18 protein-coding genes are annotated in these 21,233 nt (G+C 67.4%); 10 read left to right on the top strand and 8 right to left on the bottom strand.

Annotation, left to right across the window (positions count from 1 at the left end; genetic code table 11):
• The first annotated feature begins 44 nt into the window (after positions 1–44).
• Positions 45–416: a VOC family protein gene (locus B9Y82_RS16585; RefSeq protein WP_100474083.1), complete on the top strand. Its 372-nt coding sequence runs from the start codon at positions 45–47 to the stop codon at positions 414–416.
• Between the two features lie 19 nt (positions 417–435).
• On the opposite strand, the gene B9Y82_RS16580 is transcribed toward B9Y82_RS16585, so the two are convergent.
• Positions 436–1,278: an arylamine N-acetyltransferase family protein gene (locus B9Y82_RS16580; protein ID WP_100474082.1), complete on the bottom strand. Its 843-nt coding sequence runs from the start codon at positions 1,276–1,278 to the stop codon at positions 436–438.
• A gap of 203 nt (positions 1,279–1,481) precedes the next feature.
• On the opposite strand from B9Y82_RS16580, the gene B9Y82_RS16575 reads away from it, so the two are divergent.
• Positions 1,482–4,019 carry a methyl-accepting chemotaxis protein gene (locus B9Y82_RS16575; protein WP_100474081.1) on the top strand — a complete coding sequence of 846 codons (2,538 nt, stop codon included), beginning with the start codon at positions 1,482–1,484 and terminating at the stop codon, positions 4,017–4,019.
• A gap of 46 nt (positions 4,020–4,065) precedes the next feature.
• Here B9Y82_RS16575 and B9Y82_RS16570 read toward each other — a convergent pair whose 3' ends face one another.
• From B9Y82_RS16570 to B9Y82_RS16550, 5 genes are all read right to left on the bottom strand, one after another.
• Positions 4,066–6,588: a PepSY domain-containing protein gene (locus B9Y82_RS16570; protein WP_100474080.1), complete on the bottom strand. Its 2,523-nt coding sequence runs from the start codon at positions 6,586–6,588 to the stop codon at positions 4,066–4,068.
• A gap of 745 nt (positions 6,589–7,333) precedes the next feature.
• Positions 7,334–7,897, bottom strand: coding sequence for a TlpA family protein disulfide reductase (locus B9Y82_RS16565; RefSeq protein ID WP_100474079.1), 564 nt, complete (start codon positions 7,895–7,897; stop codon positions 7,334–7,336).
• Positions 7,894–10,275 carry a protein-disulfide reductase DsbD family protein gene (locus B9Y82_RS16560; RefSeq protein WP_100474078.1) on the bottom strand — a complete coding sequence of 794 codons (2,382 nt, stop codon included), beginning with the start codon at positions 10,273–10,275 and terminating at the stop codon, positions 7,894–7,896. Before B9Y82_RS16560 ends, B9Y82_RS16565 begins: the two co-directional genes overlap by 4 nt.
• Positions 10,272–10,610 (bottom strand): divalent-cation tolerance protein CutA, encoded by a 339-nt coding sequence (gene cutA / locus B9Y82_RS16555; protein ID WP_010481118.1) that lies wholly within the window; start codon positions 10,608–10,610, stop codon positions 10,272–10,274. Before cutA ends, B9Y82_RS16560 begins: the two co-directional genes overlap by 4 nt.
• Before the next feature lie 68 nt (positions 10,611–10,678).
• A complete protein-coding gene (locus B9Y82_RS16550; protein ID WP_100474077.1) occupies positions 10,679–12,469 on the bottom strand; it encodes an endonuclease in 1,791 nt (596 codons plus the stop codon).
• Between the two features lie 312 nt (positions 12,470–12,781).
• Between B9Y82_RS16550 and B9Y82_RS16545 the strand changes: the two genes are divergently transcribed.
• The 3 genes from B9Y82_RS16545 to B9Y82_RS16535 all read left to right on the top strand — a co-directional run bounded on the left by B9Y82_RS16545 (position 12,782) and on the right by B9Y82_RS16535 (position 15,544).
• Positions 12,782–13,069: a co-chaperone GroES gene (locus B9Y82_RS16545; RefSeq protein WP_006396661.1), complete on the top strand. Its 288-nt coding sequence runs from the start codon at positions 12,782–12,784 to the stop codon at positions 13,067–13,069.
• A gap of 81 nt (positions 13,070–13,150) precedes the next feature.
• A complete protein-coding gene (groL, locus tag B9Y82_RS16540; protein WP_057500842.1) occupies positions 13,151–14,800 on the top strand; it encodes a chaperonin GroEL in 1,650 nt (549 codons plus the stop codon).
• A 132-nt stretch (positions 14,801–14,932) separates the two neighbouring features.
• Entirely contained in the window at positions 14,933–15,544 is a 612-nt protein-coding gene (locus B9Y82_RS16535) for a DUF6445 family protein (protein WP_014038665.1), read from the top strand.
• Between the two features lie 49 nt (positions 15,545–15,593).
• On the opposite strand, the gene B9Y82_RS16530 is transcribed toward B9Y82_RS16535, so the two are convergent.
• Positions 15,594–16,757: a serine hydrolase domain-containing protein gene (locus tag B9Y82_RS16530; protein WP_100474076.1), complete on the bottom strand. Its 1,164-nt coding sequence runs from the start codon at positions 16,755–16,757 to the stop codon at positions 15,594–15,596.
• A 209-nt stretch (positions 16,758–16,966) separates the two neighbouring features.
• Between B9Y82_RS16530 and B9Y82_RS16525 the strand changes: the two genes are divergently transcribed.
• From B9Y82_RS16525 to B9Y82_RS16505, 5 genes are all read left to right on the top strand, one after another.
• Positions 16,967–17,467, top strand: coding sequence for a MarR family winged helix-turn-helix transcriptional regulator (locus B9Y82_RS16525; RefSeq protein WP_100474075.1), 501 nt, complete (start codon positions 16,967–16,969; stop codon positions 17,465–17,467).
• Positions 17,464–18,204, top strand: a complete 741-nt coding sequence (locus tag B9Y82_RS16520; RefSeq protein WP_100474074.1) for a DNA alkylation repair protein — start codon at positions 17,464–17,466, stop codon at positions 18,202–18,204. Before B9Y82_RS16525 ends, B9Y82_RS16520 begins: the two co-directional genes overlap by 4 nt.
• A gap of 55 nt (positions 18,205–18,259) precedes the next feature.
• A complete protein-coding gene (locus B9Y82_RS16515; protein WP_100474073.1) occupies positions 18,260–18,598 on the top strand; it encodes a DUF6616 family protein in 339 nt (112 codons plus the stop codon).
• A gap of 113 nt (positions 18,599–18,711) precedes the next feature.
• Positions 18,712–18,969: a hypothetical protein gene (locus B9Y82_RS16510; protein WP_049443322.1), complete on the top strand. Its 258-nt coding sequence runs from the start codon at positions 18,712–18,714 to the stop codon at positions 18,967–18,969.
• A gap of 295 nt (positions 18,970–19,264) precedes the next feature.
• Positions 19,265–20,338 (top strand): 3-deoxy-7-phosphoheptulonate synthase, encoded by a 1,074-nt coding sequence (locus B9Y82_RS16505; protein ID WP_100474072.1) that lies wholly within the window; start codon positions 19,265–19,267, stop codon positions 20,336–20,338.
• 193 nt (positions 20,339–20,531) lie between these two features.
• Here the strand turns inward: B9Y82_RS16505 and B9Y82_RS16500 are convergent, their stop codons facing one another.
• Positions 20,532–21,149, bottom strand: coding sequence for a trimeric intracellular cation channel family protein (locus tag B9Y82_RS16500; RefSeq protein WP_005411215.1), 618 nt, complete (start codon positions 21,147–21,149; stop codon positions 20,532–20,534).
• Positions 21,150–21,233 lie beyond the last annotated feature (84 nt).

Below are 21,233 nucleotides of genomic sequence, written 5' to 3'. Positions count from 1 at the left end.
GTGCTCCTGCGCAGGCGGCGTCAGCGTCCGGTTATCCTGCGCGGATGAACCTGATCCTGCATGTCGAGATCCCAGCCAGTGACCTGGCCCGTGCCATTACCTTCTACCAGCAGTGGTTGCAGGTGGAGATGGACGAACCGATCGTGCTGCACGAATGCCGCATGGCCTACCTGCCGTTCGCCGATGAAGCGGCGGGGGCCAGCATGGCGCTGGTGCAAGGGGCGGACTATCTGCCGTCCGAACAGGGTGCCCGCATCTACATCGGGGTTGATGACCTGGATGCCAGTCTTGAGCGTGCGCTGCGCGCCGGGGCCGAGCTGCGCTTCGGCCCGGCCGACGCCGGCGGCTGGCGCGTGGCCGAGATCCGCGACAGCGAAGGCAACCGGATCGCATTGCAGGCGCGCGCGGCTGTGTAGCGTCGAGCGATGCTCGACTCTACATGTGGGTCGCGGCGCGTGAGCGCTGCAGCCAGTCGTTGATCGCCGGATCCAGCCGCGGGTCGTCTGGAAGCTGGATGCCGAAGCGCTGCTGCAGCACGTCGCGCACGTCGCCGACGTCGTGCAGCGGGCGCTTGTCCGGTGCCTGCCCGGGGCGATACTCGGTGTAGTTGCCGCTGCCGATGGTGCGTCGCCAGTCCGGCCCGGTCAGTGACGCGCGCAGCTGGCCGGGGAAACCGGAATCGGGATGGGTGCACACGTACCAGTTGCCCACCACGTTGTCGATCGGTGCCGGCGCGTGCAGGTCGAAGCGATACATCGCCCGCCAGCCATCGCCGGACTCGGCGGACAGCACGAAATCCCCCTCGCCAGGCAGGCGCTGCAGCAGGAAGCGCTCGTGAGGCGTGGCCTGCGGCTGCGGATCCTGCAGGCGCAGCGGCACGGTCGGGGTCAGGCTGCCGAAACCGGCATCCACCAGCCAGTCGTCGCCGTCCACCTGCACGCGCAGCAGCAGGTGGGTCCGTGCCGTCAGTTCGCCGTCCTGGGCGGCCAGCAGCACGCGCGCGCTCAACGGCTGCGCATCGAAGCCCAGCGCTTGCAGCAGCGCCAGCAGGCCGCCGTTGAGTTCGAAGCAGTAGCCGCCACGGCGGTCGTCGAGCAGCTTGCGCTGGATGCTGTCCAGGTCGATCGGCACTGCATCGCGCAGCAGGCAGCTGAGGGTTTCGAACGGCAGCAATGCGTTGTGGCGCTGCTGCAGCAGGGTCAGGCCCGCCAGCGTCAGCGGTGGCGGTGCATCCAGCTGCAGGCGTTGCAGGTAGCGGGGGACATCGAGCGTCGGCATGGGGGCACCGGGCGGGGGAGGGACGTCCACTGTGCTCCCCCAACCGGGGTTGAGGTCAAGCACTGCGCGGGTGTCATCCCCCCGTCGCCTGTGCCGGGTACAAAGGCCGCGTCCGCCAGCAATCGGTGGGACTGAAGTAAGAACGCCCTAAAGTTGCTCCGTTTCCAGCCGATACAGGTGCGTCCTTCCGCCTGGAGTCTGTCATGTCGGCCGTCGTCCCCCACCTCCGGTCCCTGCGCATGCGGCTTGCCGCGCTGCGCTCGGCGTCCCCCGGCCTGCTGCTGTGGCTGCAGCCGCACCGGCTCAGCGTAGCCAACAAGCTCAAGGCGACCCTGTGGGTCTGTGGCCTGGGCCTGGTCGCGATCGCCGCCGTCTACGCCTGGACCGCCCATGCCAGCACGCAGGCGGCGCGCAGCCAGGCCAGCTACCAGCACGGCAGCGACCTGGCCGCGAGCCTGGCCACGCGGGTGGCCGAGGCGCGTCGCCTGCAGACCCAGTATGCACGCAGTTTCGACGATGCCGACCGCGCGCAGCTGCTGGCGACGCAGCAGGCGCTGAAGGCCGATCTTCAGGCGTTGCGCGCGATGCCGATGGATGCCGGCCGGCGCGAGGCACTGCAGGCACTGACCGAAGCCGCCAGCGCGTTCTCGCAGGGCGTGGCCGCCCTGTTCGAACGCGTCGATGAGATGGGGCGTGGTGATGCCGGCCTTGCCGCGCAGCTGCAGCAGGCCGCCGACAGCCTGCAGGCGCAGGTGGATCCGCTGCAGCGGCCTTCGTTGGCGTTGTCCCTGCAGAGGATGCGCCGGCAGGAGGCACTGCTGCTGCTCGACGGCGACTCCACCCATGCCGACCGTGCAAGCGAAGAGAAACTGCCGTTCGATCTGGCGCTGGTGGGCTTGCCGACCGATGCGCAGGACGCCCTTCGCAACGGCATGGAGGCCTATCAGGTCGCGTTGCTGGGCTATACCGCCGCCCGCGTTGGCCTGGATGTGGAGGCGCAATCGCTGTTGGATACCGCCGCTGGCGTGGCGCCGGCGCTGGCCGCCTTCCAGCAGGCCCAGGTGGCGGCGCTGGCCAAGGCACAGGCGCGCCAGCAGGCCGGCGCACGCACCATGAGCGTGCTGTTCGCAGTGACCCTGCTGCTGGTCGCCGGTGTATTGATCACCAGCCTGATGCTGGTGCTGCGTGCGGTGCGACAGCCGATCCAGGACACCCTGCGCTTTGCCAGCGATATCGCCGACGACCGCTTGGACACCACCCTGCGCGTCTACAACGCCAATGATGAGATCGGCCAACTCGCACAGCGCCTGGTCGACATGCAGCAGCGCCTGCGTGCGCGCATCGGGACCGAGCGTGCCGTTGCGCGGGGCAATACCCGGGTGCGCCAGGCGCTGGACAGCGCGCAGACCGGTCTGATGGTGATCGATGCCGAGGGCCAGGTGGCATACGTCAATCCGGCACTGCTGCAGCAGCTTGAACGCCAGCGCGAAGACCTGGTGGGCAGCGATGCAGTGCGCCTGCATCCGGCGCTGGCCAGCCTGGCCGGCGTGCGTCAGCGCGAGGAGCGCGAGATCGGTCATGCCGGCGTGCGCTACCAGCTGATTGCCAACCCCATCATCGACGAAGGGCAGTTCCTCGGCATTGCGGTGGAATGGCGCAGCCGTGCGTTGGAAACCCTGCTGGAAACCGAAGTGGCTGCCCTGGTCGATGCGGCGGCACACGGTGACCTGCATGGCCGCATCGCGCTGGAGGGCAAGCAGGGCTTCGTGCGCACGTTGTCGACCAGCATCAATCGCCTGCTGGCCACCTTTGAAACCAACCTCGGTGACCTGCAGGCACTGCTGGCTGCGCTGGCCCGTGGCGACCTCAGCGTGCGCATGGAGGGTGACCTGCAGGGTGTGTTCGCGCGCATGCGTGACGATGCCAATGCCACCGTCGCGCAGCTGGGCCACATCGTCACCCGCATCCAGCAGGCCACGTCCAGCCTGGATACCGGTGTCGGCGAAATCGTCTCCGGCCACCACGATCTGTCGCAGCGCACCGAGCAGCAGGCCGCCAACCTGGAAGAGACCGCAGCGTCGATGCAGGAGCTGACCGACACCGTGGGCCGCAACGCCGATGCCGCCGGCCGCGCCGATGCCCTGGTGCAGGGCGCCGCAGCGGTGGCCCAGCGGGGTGGCGAGGCCGTTGGCCAGGTGGTTGCAACCATGCACGGCATCAGCGAAGCGTCACGGCGGATCGGTGACATCACTCAGTTGATCGATGGCATCGCCTTCCAGACCAACATCCTGGCGCTCAATGCGGCGGTGGAAGCGGCGCGCGCCGGCGAGCAGGGCCGCAGCTTCGCCGTGGTGGCTGCGGAAGTACGCCTGCTGGCGCAGCGCAGCGCCGAGGCGGCCAAGCAGATCAAGGGGCTGATCGAGGATTCGGTGGCGCGTGTCGGCCAGGGCAACCAGCAGGCCGCACAGGCCGGCACCACGATGGGCGAGATCGTCGGCAGCGTGCAGCAGCTGGCCGACCTGCTGGCTGGCATCCGTAGTGCGTCGCAGGACCAGCATGCCGGCATCGCACAGGTGAACCAGACCATCGTGCAGATGGAGGCCAGCACCCAGCGCAATGCCAGCCTGGTGGAAGAGGCGGGGGCCTCGACTGCGCAGATGCAGGCGCAGGTGCATGCCCTGGCCGAAGCGGTGGGCGCGTTCCGCCTGCAGTCGATGCCGCAGGCGCGCGCGGCGGCCTGAAGCTGCCCGGGTAGTGCCGGCCGCTGGCCGCCACTACCCGGGTGGCTCAATACACGTCGCGGCGGTAGCGCCCGTTCTCCAGCAGCGTTTCCACCGCGTCATCACCCAGCGCGGTACGCAGCACCTGGTCCACGCCCTCGGCCATGCCCTGCAGCGAGCCGCAGACATGGATCACCGCACCGCGTTGCATCCACTCGCGCAGCGCATCGGTGGCCGCCTGCAGGCGATCCTGCACGTACCCCCCCTCGCCATCGCGCGAGAACGCCAGGTCCACCCGCGTGAGATGGCCCTGGGCCTGCCAGGCCTCGATCTCGTCGGCGAACAGGAAGTCGCGCGCACGCTGGCGTTCACCGAACAGCAGCCAGTGCCCGTGCTCACCTGCATGCGCGGCTTCGCGCAACAGGCTGCGCAGCCCGGCGATGCCGGTGCCGTTGCCGATCAGCAGCATCGGCGCAGCGCCGACACGATGGAATCCAGGATTGCGGTGCACACGGGCCACGATGCTGGCACCGATCGGTGCATGCAGCGACAACCAGCCCGAGCCCAGCCCGGCTCGACCGGAGGCGTCATGCACCAGCCTCACCACCAGCTCCACCACACCGTCATCCGTACAGGAGGCGATCGAATACTCGCGGCCAGGCAGCAGCGGCAGCCCGGCCAGCCACAGGCAGGCATCCTGCACCGCCAGCGCGGCCTCGGCCTCCGGCAGCTCGCGTTCGCTGGCCAGCGCCAGCAGCGTGCGCGGATGGCCATCGACCAGCAGTGGCTGCAGCGGGTCCAGCCCATGTGCCTTCAACACGGCACCGGCATGCCGCGCGTTGTGACGGGGTGAGATGTGCAGGATGTCACCCGCCTGCCACTGCACGTCGGCCGGTGCCGCAAGACGGATACGCCAGATGGCCCCGCCGATGCTGCCCGGATTGAGGCGGTCGCGGCCGAGCAGGCGCCATTCATGCATCTGCGTAGCCGCAGGCAGCACGCTGTCATCGGTGGTGATGCCGGTGAGCGCACCCAGCTGCTGCTGCCACTGGCGCAGCGCCGGCACCGAAGCGGCATCGACATCGATGCGCTCGAACAGGGGACGCGCGCCGTTGGCGACCAGCCAGCCATCGAACTGTCGGCCGAAGCCGCAGTAATGCGGGTACTGGCGGTCACCCAGCGCGAGCAGGCCGAACTGCAGGCACGACAGTTGCAGGCGTTGCGCGAGCAGTAGCCGCGCCGCGCGGCGCGCCGCATCCGGCGGCTCGCCGTCGCCGAAAGTGCTCAGCACGAACAGTGCCTTCGATGCACGCAGCAGCTGCGCGGCATCGACGTGCGCCAGCGGCAGTACCTGCACTGCGTGACCGGACGCCTGCAGCTGCGCGGCTGCGCGCCATGCAAGTTGTTCGCCCAGCCCGCTCTGGCTGGCGTGCACCACCAGCCACGGTAGGCCGACACCCTCGGCAGCCGTCGCGGGCAGCGACTGGCGCAGCCCGCGCGCGGCACGCTGGCTGCGGCGCCGGTCCAGGTACAGCATCCAGCCCGTGATGAAGAACAGGCTCATGCCCACGCTGCTGAGCATCACCACCACGCGCCCGGGGACGCCGAAGTAGCTTCCCGAGTGCAGCGCGAACACGCTGGTGGCCAGCTGGCCACCCGTGCCCTGGCGTGCATAGGGGCGGGCATCGAGCACCGCACCACTGGCCGGATCGAGCTGCAGCAGGTCATGCGCACGATCGTGGTGGCCGCCGCGCTGCGACGGATCACCGGCCATCACCCGCACGTTCAGTGCCTGCCCCGGCTTCTCCGGCAGGCGCAGGTCGATGAAGCCGGTGCGCACGCCGGGCAGCGCGTACAGCGTGGCCTCGATGCGATTGAGGTTCAGAGCGGCGTCGGTGGCGACCTTGTGCTTGGCGGCCGGTGCGACGCCCAGCAGGGTGTTGGCGGCATTGCGGTACCAGTCGAACGACCACCACAGGCCGGTCAGCGCGCTCATCAAATAGATCAGCAGCACCCAGGTGCCGATCACCGAGTGCAGGCTCCACAGGAAGCCGCGGCCGCTGCGCTTCCACTCCACCGCCAGCCAGCTGCGCCAGTGCCACCAGCGTCGTGGCCAGCGCAGGTAAAGACCGGACAGGGTGAAGAACAGCAGCGCGATGGCACAGCTGCCGGTGATCCACTTGCCGCGTTCGCCAGCGGCGAGGTGGCGATGCAGGTCCTCGACGAAGTCGAAGAACGCCTGCCCGCGCAGGGCGCTGAAACGCTCGCCGCTGTACGGATCGAAGTACACCCAGTGTTCCTTGCCGCCGGCAAAGCGCGCGACCGACGGCCGCTGTCCGGTGGCATCCACGCGCAGGCGTTGCAGGGGGCGTTCGCTGCCGGCCTGCAGCAGCGGCACCAGTTCACTGAGAGCAAGGGGATGCTGTCCGTCGGCATGGTGCTCGGCGATTTCGGCGAAGCCGGGATTGGCCGCGCGCAGCAGCTCGTCCTCGAAGGACAGCGTGGCGCCGCTGAGGCCCATCACGGCCAGGACGGCACCGGCGGTGATGCCCAGCAGCCAGTGCAGTTGGAACAGGGCGTTCTTGAACATCGAAGGAGGAGGGCCCGGAAGGCTGCCGCCCGCATCCTGCGCAACAGCAAATGAGAATTAGTCGCGGAATTCTCCGTGGCGCCCTGCCTGCGGTCAAGCAGGGGGTATCAGCCGGGCGGCGCCCGGCACCCGCGGTAGTGCCGGCCGCTGGCCGGCAACCTCAGAAGCAACAGCCGAAGCAACAGCGTGAATTCCGTGGATTGGCGGGGTGGGTCCGGTTGAGGGGGACGCTGCAAGTACATCCATGTAAGCTCGGTCGCCGCATCCATGCGGCTCACGCCCCCTCAACCGGACCCACCCCGCCTTCGACAGTTTCTCGGGACCTGCCGTAGATCCATGCCATGCATGGACGCTTTTCGTTCAAACGTCGAAATATTCGATTTCGTTGGAGAGTCATCCACGCATGGCGTGGATCTACCGTGTCGACCAAGGTCGACACCTACCAACAGCTGCGGGAGTCTGTCAGAGGCGGGGCGGCGTGGCTGGGCAGGACCGTTGGCGCCATGGATGGCGCCATCGAGCCCCCATGGGTGAGGGCGCTTTGCTTGCGAAGCACTGCTTCGCAAGCGCCCGAACGCACAGCCGCCAGCGGCTGGGCCGGACCCCGGAGGGGGGTACGGCGTGTCCTGCCCAGCCGCACCGCCCCGCCAGGCCATCAGCAATCCGGAGCCGCATTGGCTTTGGCTGTCGCTGTTGCTGTTGCTTGAAGGCCTCTGCGGGTGCAGGGCGCAGCCCTGCCGAACCCTCACTTCACCCAGCTGTCGATCTCGCCGTGGGCGAACGGTCCCAGCTTCGCCTTCACCAGCCGCCCCTGTGCATCGAACAGTACGCTGTAAGGCAGCAGGCCCTGCGCATTGCCCAGCTGCACGCTGGCATCGCGTGGCCCGGGTGCCTCGATCACGATCGGGTAGTCTACCGGCACCTGCTGCAGGAAGCGGCGCACATCCTCCGGCGTATCCAGCGCCAGGCCAAGCACCTGCACGCCTTGGTCGTCCTGGGCAGCGGCAAAGCGCGCCAGCTCGGGCATTTCTTCCACGCAGGGCGCACACCAGCTGGCCCAGACGTTGATCAGCAGCGGGCGGCCGACAGCGTGTTGGCGCAGGTCCAGCGGCCGGCCTTCAAGATCGGGCAGCGACAACGCGGGGAGACTATCGCCGACCTGCAGGGCGGGTGCCGCAACCGCGGCAGCAGGCGCCACTGGCATGGGCCCGGGTGCAGCCGGCGCCGGTGCCAATCGATGCCCGGCCCACAGGCCGAGGCCGGCGGCCAGCACCGCTGTCCACAGCAGCGCTGGCCGTTGCCACTTCATCGTGCGGTGCGCAGCAGCGCTTCCTCGACCACCGCCTGGGTCAGCAGGGTCGGCAGCACGGTCGGCGGCGCGCCGGGGCCGTACACCACGTACAGCGGCACGCCCACGGCCTTGTGTTCTTCCAGGAACGTGGTGATCTGCGGGTCGACATTGGTGTAGTCACCGCGCATGTACACCGCGTTGGTGCGCTTGAGCAGTTCCTTGAACTCCGGCCGCGACAGCACGGCGCGTTCATTGGCCTTGCAGCTCACGCACCAGTCGGCGGTCATGTTGACGAACACCACGCGGTTGTCGGCGCGCAGGCGGTCCAGCAACTGCGGCGAATACTCGACCACGTTCTCGCTGGCGGACTGCGCGGCCCGTGCCGGCGGTGCCAGCTGGGTCACGCCCCAGGCAGGAACCAGCGCACCGATTGCCAGCAGCACGCCTAGCAGGGTCACCGCGCGCGAGCCGGTCCAGCGGTTGCGTTCAAACAGCCACAGGCCGAAGGCGAACAGCAGCAGGCCACCCAGCACCAGTGCCATGCCGTCCACGCCGCGCTGCTTGCCCAGCACCCACAGCAGCCACAGCGCGGTGGCATACATCGGGAAGGCCAGCACGTGCTTGAGCGTTTCCATCCACGGGCCGGGCTTGGGCAGGCGGCGTGCCAGTGCCGGCACGAAGCCGATCAGCAGGAACGGCAGCGCCAGGCCCAGGCCGAGGAACAGGAACACCGTCATCGCCTTCAGTGGCGGGGCAATGAAGGCATAGGCAATCGCCCCGCCCATGAACGGGCCGACGCAGGCACTGCCGACCACGCAGGCCAGCGCACCGGTGAAGAAATCTCCGGCCGGACCGCTGCGGCTGGCCAGCGACTGGCCAAGATTGCCGATGCCACCACCGAGGGTGAACACGCCCGACAGGCTCAGGCCCACTGCAAACATGATGTACGCCAGTGCGGCCACCACGCCCGGGTGCTGCAGCTGGAAGCCGATGCCGACCGCGTTGCCGATCGCACGCAGGCCCACCATCAGCGCACCGATCACCGCGAACGCGACCAGCACGCCCAGCGTGTACCAGAGTGCATGGCTGCGAGCACGCTGCGGGCTCTCGCCACTCTGCGCAAGGCTCAGCACCTTCAGCGAGAGGATCGGCAGCACGCAGGGCATCAGGTTAAGCACCAGGCCACCGGCCAGCGCCAGCAGCAGCACCCAGACGAACGAACGGTCCGGGTTCGGCGTGGTCGCCGGTGGACGCGTGCGCAGGGCGTTGCCATCGCGCGCATCGGCGGCGAGCTCATTGCCTGCACCCTCACTGCCGGTGGCGGCGGGAGCGGCGTTGCCATCGTTGGGGACGGTCGGCAGCAGGCGCAGCGGTGCGCCGCTGGCCGATTCACGCGGCGCGCCGGCGGCGCGCAGCGGGTTGATCACCTCGTTGCGCGCTGGTGCCTGGTCAGTGCTGGCGGAGAGCTTGCCAGCCGGAATCGACAGCTTCACCCGGCGGGTCATCGGCGGGTAGCAGATGCCATCGGTCTGGCAGCCCTGGAAGGTCACCACCAGGGTGCTGTCGACTGCATCAGTGACGGTGCGGCGCAGCGGCAGCGGCACTTCCACCTGGTTGAAGTAGACCGAGACATCGCCGAAGTGCTCGTCGCGATGCGATTGCGCGGCCGGCCAGCGCGGCTTGTCGGCCAGCACGCCGGCGCTGCCTTCCAGCTTCAGCGAGGTGCGGTCGCGGTAGAGGTAATAGCCAGGTGCTGGGCTGAAGCGCAGCAGCACGGTATTGCCGTCACTGGCGATGGCATCGAAGCCGAACGCCTGTTCCGACGGCAGCGGAAGTGCCTGGCCGTTATTGGCTGCCCCCGGCAGGCGCAGGCCGCCCGCGTTGCCGGCGCCGGCCAACGGATTGTTGAATGGGTTCGCTGCACCGGCACGCGCGGCAGGCACCGCGGCTGCCGCACCGGCGCCCGGCAGGGTGACCTGCACCACGCGCTTCTGCGGCGGGTAGCAGACACCGGCGTCGGCACAGCCCTGGTAACGCACTTCCAAGCTGATGGTGCCGGCAGCGTCGGTCGGTGTGCCTGGCAGGGTGGCCTGCAGGCGCTCGCGATAGGTCTCGACCTCGCCGAAGAAATCGTCGTGGTGCTTGTCGCCCTTGGGCATCTGCAGCGCGCCGGCATTGAAGGCCGGGTCGGCCTTGACGCTGGTGCGGTGGCGATACAGGTAATAGCCCGGCGCGATCTTGAACCGCAGTTGCACCTGGCCCCGTTCGGGAGCACTGGCGGTCAGTGCGAACGCCTGGTCCACCGGCAGCAGGTCCTTCTCATCCAGCGCGAAGGCCGGCAGCGAGAGCCACAACAGGGCGCACAAGGCGGCGCCGCGCGCAAACAGAGTCTTCAATCAGTGTCCTCCCGGGTCTGTGCCCGGATCCAGTCCAGATACGCCGGCAGGCCGGCCCGGGTTTCGACCGCGATGCACTCCGGGAGTTCATACGGATGCAGTTCGACGATCCGGGCAATCGCGTCATCGACGCGGCTCGCGGTGGTTTTCACCAGCAGTTGCAGTTCGGCGTCGGTGGTCACCTCGCCCTGCCAGCGGTAGGTCGACTGCGCGCCATCGAGGCGGGTGACGCACGCGGCCAGCCGCTCGCCGACCAGCGCGTGCGCGATGCGCTCGGCACTGGCCCGGTCCGGGCAGGTGGTCAACAGCAGCAGGACGGGATCGACGGTCGACATGACCGTCGAGTATAGGGCCGCCGCCGGGTCAGGGCCCGGCGGCGGCAGTGGACCGCTGCGTTGCGCGGTCAGTTGGCCAGCTGGCAGGTCGCCGGCTTGGCCGAGGTGAACAAGGCCGGGGTCGCCCACTCGGGATGGTCGATGAATGGGTTTCGGTTGCCCTGGAAGCTGTAGATCACGTCGTTGCGGGCGCGTTCTGCAGCACTCGGCGGGTCGGCCAGATGCCAGTCGATCAACGTCGACAGCAGCCCCATGTAGGCCGGCGAGCTGCTGGTCTTGACGATCTTGCTGCGGTCATCGGTCAGCTCCAGGTCCGGCTCGGACTGTCCCGTGGCCGCATCCTTGCCGCCCTCGTAGCGGATCGCCATGTACAGCACCGCACGCGCCATGTCGCCCTTGCGTGCCCCCCACACTTCAAAGGTGCCACCGTTGCCGTCCGGGGTGCGAACCCAGTTCGAATTGCCCGGATAGCCGCCGCTGCCGCCACCCTGGCCGTTGTTGGCCTCGGTGGCGCGCTCGCCGCAGTTGGCGTCGCACTTGCCGAACGGCTTGTTGCCACGGTCGGCGTTCCACTGCGCGTCGGTCAGGTACAGCATGTGGGTGTCGGTGTAGGGCGCGTACGGCAGGCCCTTGTCACCGGTGGTGGTGGCAAAGCCCAGCGAGTTCGGCCAGGTGTGCTCGCGGTTGTACTTCAGGCCACCGCCGCTGCCGGCGCGATCGGTCACCTTGGCGTAGCTGCGGTTGCGGTAGGCATCCAGGATCCTGCCGGCATTGTTCGGATCCTCGTCGGCGATTTCCAGGATGGTCCAGGTGCTGGTGCTCGAGCCGCTGTACGGGTAGGCGGTGTGGCCCTTGATGGTGGCGTGCAGCGAGCAGCGCAGCTGGCTGGGGCTGCTGGTGTTGACCTTGGAGTAGTAACCGGCCGGCACGCCCGGGTTGCCCGGGTCCGGATTGCCGCCGGTGCTGGCTACGGTGAAGGCGATGCGGCTGTCGGCGGCCGGATGCGCGCCCTGCAGGTCGGTGATGCGCGCGGCACGGATGTCGAAGCGGCAGGCTTCACCGGCCACCAGCGCGGTGTTGGTGGACAGCTTCACGCTGCGGCCGCTGGCCGGGAAGGTCAGCGGCACGCTGCCGGAGGTGCCGCAGCTCAGGGCGAAGGCGCCACTGGCCAGGTTCACCGTCTCGCTGAACACCACTTCCAGGTCGGCGGCGGCCGGGAAGGTGCCGCTGCCCTGCGCCGGGGTGGTGGTGGAGACCGACGGCGGCGTGTTCGGGCCCGGGGTGCTGCCACCACTGAAGGTCTGGCCGTTGTTGCAGCTGCCAAACGTCTGCGTGGCCGACTCGGCCCAGGTGAAGTGGGCGTACTGGCTGCCGCTGCCGGTCAGCTGCAGCGAGGTGCCCGCCGCGGTGCTGTTGGTTTCGGCCACCGGGATGTTCTGGCTGGTCATGCCAGCGGCAGGGCCAGCGGAGGCGGTGATGGCGCCCTCGTAGCTGAGGAACTGGACCACCTTGCCGCTGGCATCGACCAGGGCAATGCCGTCGTTCGCGCCGTTCTGCAGGCCGTTGGTCGGGTAGTTGACCACGGCGATGGTCGCGCTGCCGCAGCCTGCGGCGCTACCGGCAGGCACCGGGTTGTTGGCGTAGACCACGGCCGCCGACGGATTGCTGCCGTTGTAGAGGTACAGGCGGTAGCCGGACAGGTCCTCACCTGCGGTGGCCACGACCTCGATCGCTTCGCCGACGTCACCGGCGGCGGTGCTGTCGTCGTAGTGCAGTTCATTGATGAAGACCTCGGCCTGGGCCGGCGCAGCGGCCAGGGCCAGCAGGCAGGCGGCGGCAAGCGGGGACAGCAATCGCATCGACTACTCCTTGTGATTGGGAATGCGCGGCCGAGCCTAAGGCCGATCCAGTGACACTTTGTCGTAAATGAACGTCAGATATCTGACAGTGCGACGCTGGTCACTGAATCTGGCCGGATCCGCTGCGTCGCCGCATGAGCGAGACGGAAAAATTTTTTCGCCTCCCGCCCTTGAAAGGGGATCGGTGGGCTCCATCTCTGCCCTGCTCCCGACGTTGTCGGGTTTCTTCACGTGCGGTTCTGGCACTCGCCATGAGCGAGTGCTAACATCGCCGGACTTTTTCAGACCAATCAATAACTTAAGAGGTCTCTTATGAGCATCAAGCCGCTGCACGACCGCGTTGTGGTCAAGCCGATCGAAGCCGACGAAATCTCCGCCGGTGGCATCGTCATTCCGGATTCGGCCAAGGAAAAGTCCACCAAGGGTGAAGTCGTGGCCGTTGGCCCGGGCAAGCCGCTGGACAACGGCAGCGTGCGCGCTCCGTCGCTGAAGGTCGGCGACAAGGTCATCTACGGCCAGTACGCCGGCAGCTCGTACAAGAGCGAAGGCGTCGAGTACAAGGTCCTGCGCGAAGACGACGTGCTCGCCGTCATCGGCTGAGCTTCGGCGCGACCTGCTTTCCTGTAAGACATCCCTTTTCGTTGCCGGGCCCGGCCCGGTGCAAACATCGAGGTAATCGCAATGGCTGCCAAGGATATTCGTTTCGGTGAAGACGCCCGTTCGCGCATGGTGCGCGGCGTCAACGTTCTCGCCAATGCCGTCAAGGCCACCCTGGGCCCGAAGGGCCGCAACGTCGTGCTGGAAAAGAGCTTCGGCGCACCGACCATCACCAAGGACGGCGTCTCCGTCGCCAAGGAAATCGAACTGGCTGACAAGTTCGAGAACATGGGCGCGCAGATGGTGAAGGAAGTCGCTTCGCGCACCAACGACGACGCCGGCGACGGCACCACCACCGCCACCGTGCTGGCCCAGGCCCTGATCCGCGAAGGCGCCAAGGCCGTGGCTGCCGGCATGAACCCGATGGACCTCAAGCGCGGTATCGACAAGGCCGTCGTGGCCGCCGTCTCCGAGCTGAAGAACATCTCCAAGCCGACCGCCGACGACAAGGCAATTGCCCAGGTCGGCACCATCTCGGCCAACTCGGACGAGTCGATCGGCCAGATCATCGCCGACGCGATGAAGGAAGTCGGCAAGGAAGGCGTGATCACCGTTGAAGAAGGCTCGGGCCTGGACAACGAGCTGGACGTGGTCAAGGGCATGCAGTTCGACCGCGGCTACCTCTCCCCGTACTTCATCAACAACCAGCAGTCGCAGACCGCTGACCTGGATGACCCGTACATCCTGCTGCACGACAAGAAGATCTCCAACGTCCGTGACCTGCTGCCGGTGCTGGAAGGCGTCGCCAAGGCCGGCAAGCCGCTGCTGATCGTGGCCGAGGAAGTCGAAGGCGAAGCGCTGGCGACCCTGGTGGTCAACACCATCCGTGGCATCGTCAAGGTCGTGGCCGTCAAGGCGCCGGGCTTCGGCGACCGTCGCAAGGCGATGCTGGAAGACATGGCCGTGCTGACCGGCGGCACCGTGATCTCCGAAGAAGTCGGCCTGTCGCTGGAAAAGGCCACCATCAAGGACCTGGGCCGCGCCAAGAAGGTGCAGGTTTCCAAGGAAAACACCACCATCATCGATGGCGTGGGTGACAAGGCTGCCGTCGATGCACGCGTCGGCCAGATCAAGACCCAGATCCAGGACACCTCCTCCGACTACGATCGCGAGAAGCTGCAGGAACGCGTGGCCAAGCTGGCCGGCGGCGTTGCCGTGATCAAGGTCGGCGCGTCGACCGAAATCGAAATGAAGGAAAAGAAGGATCGCGTCGACGACGCCCTGCACGCCACCCGTGCAGCCGTTGAAGAAGGCGTGGTCCCGGGCGGCGGCGTTGCCTTGGTCCGTGCTGTCACCGCACTGGCCGGCCTGAAGGGTGCCAACGAAGACCAGAACCACGGCATCCAGATCGCCCTGCGCGCGATGGAGGCCCCGCTGCGCGAAATCGTGGCCAACGCCGGTGAAGAGCCGTCGGTCATCATCAACAAGGTCAAGGAAGGCACTGGCAGCTTCGGCTACAACGCCGCCACCGGCGAGTTCGGCGACATGCTGCAGTTCGGCATCCTGGACCCGACCAAGGTGACCCGTTCCGCACTGCAGAACGCTGCCTCGATCGCTGGCCTGATGATCACCACCGAAGCCATGGTTGCCGAAGCTCCGAAGAAGGACGAGCCGGCCATGGGCGGCGCCGGTGGCATGGGCGGCATGGGTGGCATGGGCGGCATGGACTTCTAAGTCCACGCCCCCGGCGGTCGTTGCCGACCCTGGTCGGCGCGCCGTCCCGATGTAAAGAAAAACCCCGCCGCAAGGCGGGGTTTTTCGTTGCCCGGTTGCCGCCGCCGCAGCGCATCGCTACGCTCGGTGGCCATGCCTACCTCGTTCATCATCGTCGACGACTTCCTTTCTCCTGCCGATGCGCAGGGGCTGCGCCAGGCGGCGCTGGGCCTGACCTATCCCGTGCAGGAGGGCGCGTTCCCCGGCCGCAATTCGCAGCAGCGGCTGGATCTGGATGGACTGTCCGGTGCGGTCTCGCGGCTGGTCAACGAACCGCTGCGGCCGGTCAACCCGCTGCAGTCGCACGGCAAGTTCCGGATCACCCTGGCCGGTGATACCGGCCGCGCCAAGGTACATGCCGATCACTCGCACTGGTCGGGCATCCTCTACCTGAGTGCACCGGAGCACTGCGAGGGCGGCACCGAGTTCTTCCGCCACCGCCGCACCGGCACCGAGCGCATGGCCCTGGATGCAGCGGAGCTGGCCGCGTTGGGCTATGCAAACGGTGGCGACATGCATCGCGACATCATCGAGCGCGACAGCAACGACGACAGCCAGTGGGAAATGACCATGCGCATCCCGATGCGCTTCAACCGGCTGGTGCTGCTGCGGCCCTGGTTCTGGCACACCGCCGGGCCAGCGTTCGGCGACTGCCTGGAGAATGGCCGGCTGGTGTACCTGATGTTCTTCGAGCAGGCGCGCTGAGCGAGGCAACCATCCACGCTGCGCTCGCCACGCAGGCATCATCGCGCCGTCATTCGACGAATGCCTTCGCCGCGCCGTATTCCCACTGCCATGGCACGCCGGTATCGCCCAGCACGAACGCCACCAGCGCGGGGAAGGTGGCCTCCGCCCGTACATCGTTGCCCAGGATCACCACGCAGCGCTTGTACCGCTCGATGCACACCAGCGTGTTGCCGACCGCGTCATCGTGGCCGCCCTTGTAGAAACCTGCGCCCTGCGAGCCGCGGAAGGTCACCACGCCCAGGCCTGCGGCCAGATCCCTGTGTTGCTGCGCCGCGGGCAGCTCCGGTTGCAGCGTGGGGAACTGGCTGGTGGTGGTGATCGGCAGCTGCGGCCGCACCAGCTCTTTGCGCATTGAAGCCGACAGTCCTTCACCGCGCACATAGCCAGCCACAAAGCGGGCCATGTCGGCAATGGTGGTATCCATCGATCCCGCTGCACGTACCCGGCTGCGCTCGTCGTGCGGCTCGGCCGTACCTTCCGCAGTCCAGCCATCGGCCAGGTTGCCGGCAAAATCGCTACGCCACGTCATGCTGGTCCGCGTCATGCCGAAGCGATCGAATACGCGCTGCTGCATCAACGCCCCCACATCCTCGCCAAGTCGCCCGCGCTCGATCACGAACTGCAGCAGGATCAGTCCTTCCCCGGAGTACGCGTAGCGGCTGCCGGGGTCGAAGTGGAACTTCAAGCGGCCATCCGGCTCGAGAAAGCCGAAGTTGGCAAAGCCGCTGGCGTGGTTCAGCAGCCGTCGCGGCGTGAGCTGGCGCCAGCGCGCATCACCGGCCAGCACGCTGTAGTCGGCGTACTTCTTCGGTTCGGGCGGGTAGTCTGGCAGCGGCATGTCCAGCGCGGTGGCGATGCTGGCATCCAGATCGATCACTCCGTTCTGGGCGAGCTGTGCGACCAGGTGGCCGAAGGCCATCTTGGTCAGCGATGCGGCGTACATCACGGTGTCGGTGCGCAGCGGTTCGCCTGCGGCGTTGCGTTCACCGTAGGCGGCCACGTGCATCACCTTGCCGCCATCGATCACCGCCAGCGCCATGCCGCGCGCATGGGCCGCCTGCATCAGGCGCCGTGCTTCGGCGTCAATGCGGTCGGGCGAGGGTACGGGAGGCGGTGCGGCCAGGATCGCCATCGGGAACAGGGTCAGCAAGAACAGGACGGCACGGCGCATGCGTGGAACTCCCGGCTGGACGTGGCGCGATGCTACGCCAGCCCGCTGCCCACGTCATGGCCGGGTGTCAGCGGGCCGTGCTCGGCCTCCAGCGGGGCGCGCAGGCTGCAGTTGTTGCCGCTGCCAACGGCGTCCTGTCGGCGCGGGCGGATTGACTGGCGGTCACCCTTTCGGTTTATGATTAGGCGCCTAACTACAAATGCTTGGGTATGTTCGAAGCAAAGTACGACGCCCTGCTGGACGAAGCACAGCGACGCGGTCACAGCAACGTCGCGCAGCTGCACCTGTGTTTCCAGCTGCTCTCGCTGACCTCGTCGATCGATCGCGACTGTGCTGCCCGGCTTGCACCGCACGGGCTCAGCGAGGGTCGCTTTATCGTACTGTTCCTGCTGCATGGAGCCGATGGCTCGCTGTCGCCTCATGAACTGGCAGAGCGTGCTGGCGTGACCCGCGCCACCATCAGCGGCCTGCTCGATGGCCTGCAGCGCCAAGGCCTGCTGCAGCGTCGCAGCGATGCCGAAGATGGCCGTCGCCTGCAGATCGTGCTGACAGCAAAGGGTGCGCGCTTGGCCGATGCGCTGTTCGAGCAGCACACGCAGTGGATCAGCGGCCTGTTCAACGGCCTGGATGCTGGTGAACAGCAGCAGCTTTCACAGCTACTGCACAAGGTCTGGCAGCACACGGACGGCGGGCGGGAATCCGCAGCATGAGCACGCCCATTCCAGCGGAGCGGCGGCGTGCACTCAACAGTGGCAACGCCGCCGCCACCCATCTGGCCGAATGCCTGGCAGTGGATTTCGCCGCGCTGTTGCAAGTGGTCGCGCCTGCGCTTGAACCGGAAGCGCTGCAACGCATGCACGAAGCCTCAGGCAAGGGCATCACCCAGCGCATGGCCTTGGCCGCGCAGTTGCTGCGTGAGGCGGGGCAGGGCGCGCCTGCGCTCTGGCAGCATCACAGCGCCGATACCGTGCGCGGCTGGGCCTGTTATCTGATCGGCAGCGATGCCCGCGCAACGTTGGCAGAGAAGCTGCAGCAGATGCGCACGCTGGCCGATGACCCGCACTTCGGCGTGCGCGAATGGGCGTGGCTGGCGCTGCGCACGGACATTGTTTCCGCGCCGGTGCAGGCGCTCGGGTACCTGCAACCTTGGACACAGGAAACTTCGCCGTACCTGCGCCGCTTCGCCTGCGAAGCACTGCGCCCGCGTGGTGTCTGGGCCACGCACATCGCCCTGTTCAAGCAACATCCGGAACATGCATCGGCGCTGCTGGAAGCACTGGCCGATGACCCGGAACGCTACGTGCAGGATTCGGTCGGCAATTGGCTCAATGATGCCGGCAAGACACAGCCGCAGTGGCTGCGCGAACTCTGCGTGCGCTGGCAGCGCGAGCACGACAGCGTCGCCAACGCCTACATCCGCAAACGCGCGACGCGCTCGCTCCGGTAGTGCCCGCCGCTGGCCGGCAACCTCGCAGCCTCGTCAACCTCAAGGAAGAATCACCATGTCCCACACCTTCATCGAGCTCTATACCGCCACGTCTGCCTGGACCACACTCTCGCCCGAACAGCGCGCGGCCTTCTTCGCCCGGATCGGTGCCGGCATGCAGCAGTTCGATCCGGCCCGCATTGCCCCACTGGCGATGGGCCGCATCGCCACGGACGTGCCGCACGGCAGCGGCGAGCAGTTCTATGCGGTCTGGCACTGCGCCAGCCGCGATGAGGTTGATGCGCTGGCGGCTGGCATTGCTGCTACCGGCTGGCATGCGTACTTCACTACCACCCATGTCATCGGTGCGGTGGACAGCATGGACCAGCACTTGGCCGACCTGGCCGCGTTGTAGCGCTGCTGCGGAGGTGCCCAGACACCCGGCCAGCAGCAGGGCCGGCACATGCGCCTGTCACCCGGACGCGGTAAACAGTGCATTGCCCATGTCCATCCGCAGGGAAGTTGATCATGCAGAGCACGCTCCAGGTCACGCTGTTCGGCCCGCTTGGCGACAGCCCGGCATTGCAGTTGCCGGGGCTGGAAGGGCCGTCGGTCGCCATCCCGGAAGCGGCCCTGCGGCGGTTGGTCTCCGACCTCTACACCGCCCGTTCCCTGCTCAACCCCGAGCAGCTGGATGAGGCCAGGCAGGAGCTGGATCGCGTGCTGGAGCGCTGGGCCGACATCCACGAAGGGCTCCTGCTGGACGTGGAAGTGCATGGCAAATGAGCAACATTGGCTGGCTGCTGCCGGGTAGGCAGCGCTGGAGCGCACCTCACTGAACCGTGTCCCCAGTTGCGGATGAAACATTTTGCACTGCGCAAAAGCTGTGTTATCAATACAACCCATGAACGCAGCCGCCACCCGCTTTTACTGGTATTACTTTCCGAAGCCACTGGCGGAGGAAGGACTGCGCTCACCCTGAAGAAAGCTTCAGACGCATTCCCGAAAGCCGCCAGCGAACCTGGCGGCTTTTTTCATGCCGCCACGCTGGGGACCCCCAACGTTCCGGAGATCTCCCGCAATGCCCCCGCACACCGACGACCTGCGTATCCGCACCATCGAACCGCTGACACCGCCTGCCCAGCTGCTGGCGATGCTGCCCTGTGACGATGAAGCCTCCGACACCGTCAGCGCCTCGCGCGCGGCCCTGCACCAGATCCTGCATGGCCGTGACGACCGCCTGGCGGTGGTGGTGGGCCCGTGCTCGATCCACGACCCGAAGGCCGCCATCGAGTATGCCCAGCGCCTGAAGCCGCTACGTGACGCGCTGGCCGGCGAACTGGAAATCGTCATGCGCGTGTACTTCGAGAAGCCGCGCACCACGGTGGGCTGGAAGGGCCTGATCAACGATCCGGACCTGGACGGCAGCTTCAGGATCGACAAGGGCCTGCGCATTGCCCGTGGCCTGCTGCGCGACATCAACAAGCTCGGCCTGCCGGCCGGTGTCGAATTCCTCGATGTGATCTCGCCGCAGTACATCGCCGACCTGGTGGCGTGGGGCGCGATCGGTGCACGCACCACCGAAAGCCAGGTGCATCGCGAACTGGCTTCGGGGCTGTCATGCCCGGTCGGCTTCAAGAACGGCACCGATGGCAACGTGAAGATCGCCGCTGACGCGGTGGGGGCGGCGTCCAATCCGCACCACTTCCTGTCGGTCACCAAGCAGGGTGGCACCGCCATCGTATCGACCACCGGCAATCCGGATTGCCATGTAATCCTGCGTGGCGGCAAGCAGCCGAACTACGACGCAGGCAGCGTTGCCGACGCCTGCCAGGCGCTGGCCAAGGCCAAGCTGCCCACGCGCCTGATGATCGACGCCAGCCACGCCAACAGCCTGAAAAACCCGGAGAACCAGCCGAAGGTGATCGAGGACATCGCCGTTCAGCTGGAAGACGGCGAACAGCGCATCGTTGGCGTGATGATCGAGAGCCATCTGGTCGGTGGCCGCCAGGACCTGGTGGAAGGCCAGCCGCTGGTCTACGGGCAGAGCATCACCGATGGCTGCATCGACTGGGACACCACCGTGACGGTGCTGGAGCGACTGGCTGCGGCCGTGCGCGCCCGTCGCGACGTAAAGGTGTCCGAAGCCGCCTGAGTGCGGCACGTGTGTGGATGGCGGCCAGCGCCTGCGGGGGTGCGGCCGCGATCAGGGCCGGCCGGAGTTGGAGACCGGCCCATCTGCACCGGCGATGCGCCTGGCGCTGCGCACCAGCGACAGCGCCAGGTACATCGCCGGGGTGGTGCAGCAGATCCACGCCGTCGAACCCCGTGCTCGGCGAACGCGAACCTCAATGCACTTCGTCGTGGTACACGAACTTCGGCATTTCCCAGCGGTAGTGGATCGCCAGCAGGCGCAATGCGAAGCCGCCGCCCAGGCAGCACAGGATCGCGGTGGCATCGGCCACTCCCCAGTGCAGCAGCAACAGATAGGCCGCACCGGTCAGCAGCGCGATGATCGCGTACAGCTCTTTCTGGAAGATCAGCGGCACCTCGTTGCAGAGGATGTCGCGCAGCACGCCGCCGAACGCGCCGGTCAGCATGCCGGCAATCAGCACGATGGGCATGGCATGGCCAGCTTCGCGCGCAATCGAGCAGCCGATCAGGGTGAACGCGATCAGGCCCAGCCCGTCGAGTACCAGGAAGGTGCGGCGGAAGTGGTGCATCCAGCGTGCGACCCAGGTGGCGATCAGCGCCGCGCATACGGTGAAGCCCAGGTACTCGGGATGCTTCACCCAGCCCAGCGGGTAATGGCCAAGCAGGATGTCGCGCAGCGAGCCGCCACCGAGGGCAGTGACGCAGGCGATCATGACCACGCCGAACAGGTCCATGCGGCGGCGGCCGGCGGACAGTGCGCCGGTCATGGCTTCGGCGGAAATGGCGATCAGGTAGATGATGGACAACAGCATGGGGACAGGCTCCGGGCGCGGTGGGGCCGGCCATGCGCCACTATCGCCACTGCCTGCGCAATGACGGGATGACGATGACCGGTG

It is taken from the genome of Stenotrophomonas maltophilia (genome assembly GCF_002799155.1).
Lineage (GTDB): Bacteria > Pseudomonadota > Gammaproteobacteria > Xanthomonadales > Xanthomonadaceae > Stenotrophomonas > Stenotrophomonas maltophilia_R.
The sequence above is the reverse complement of the archived record's forward strand: the minus strand, read 5'-3'. Positions and strand labels throughout refer to the sequence as shown.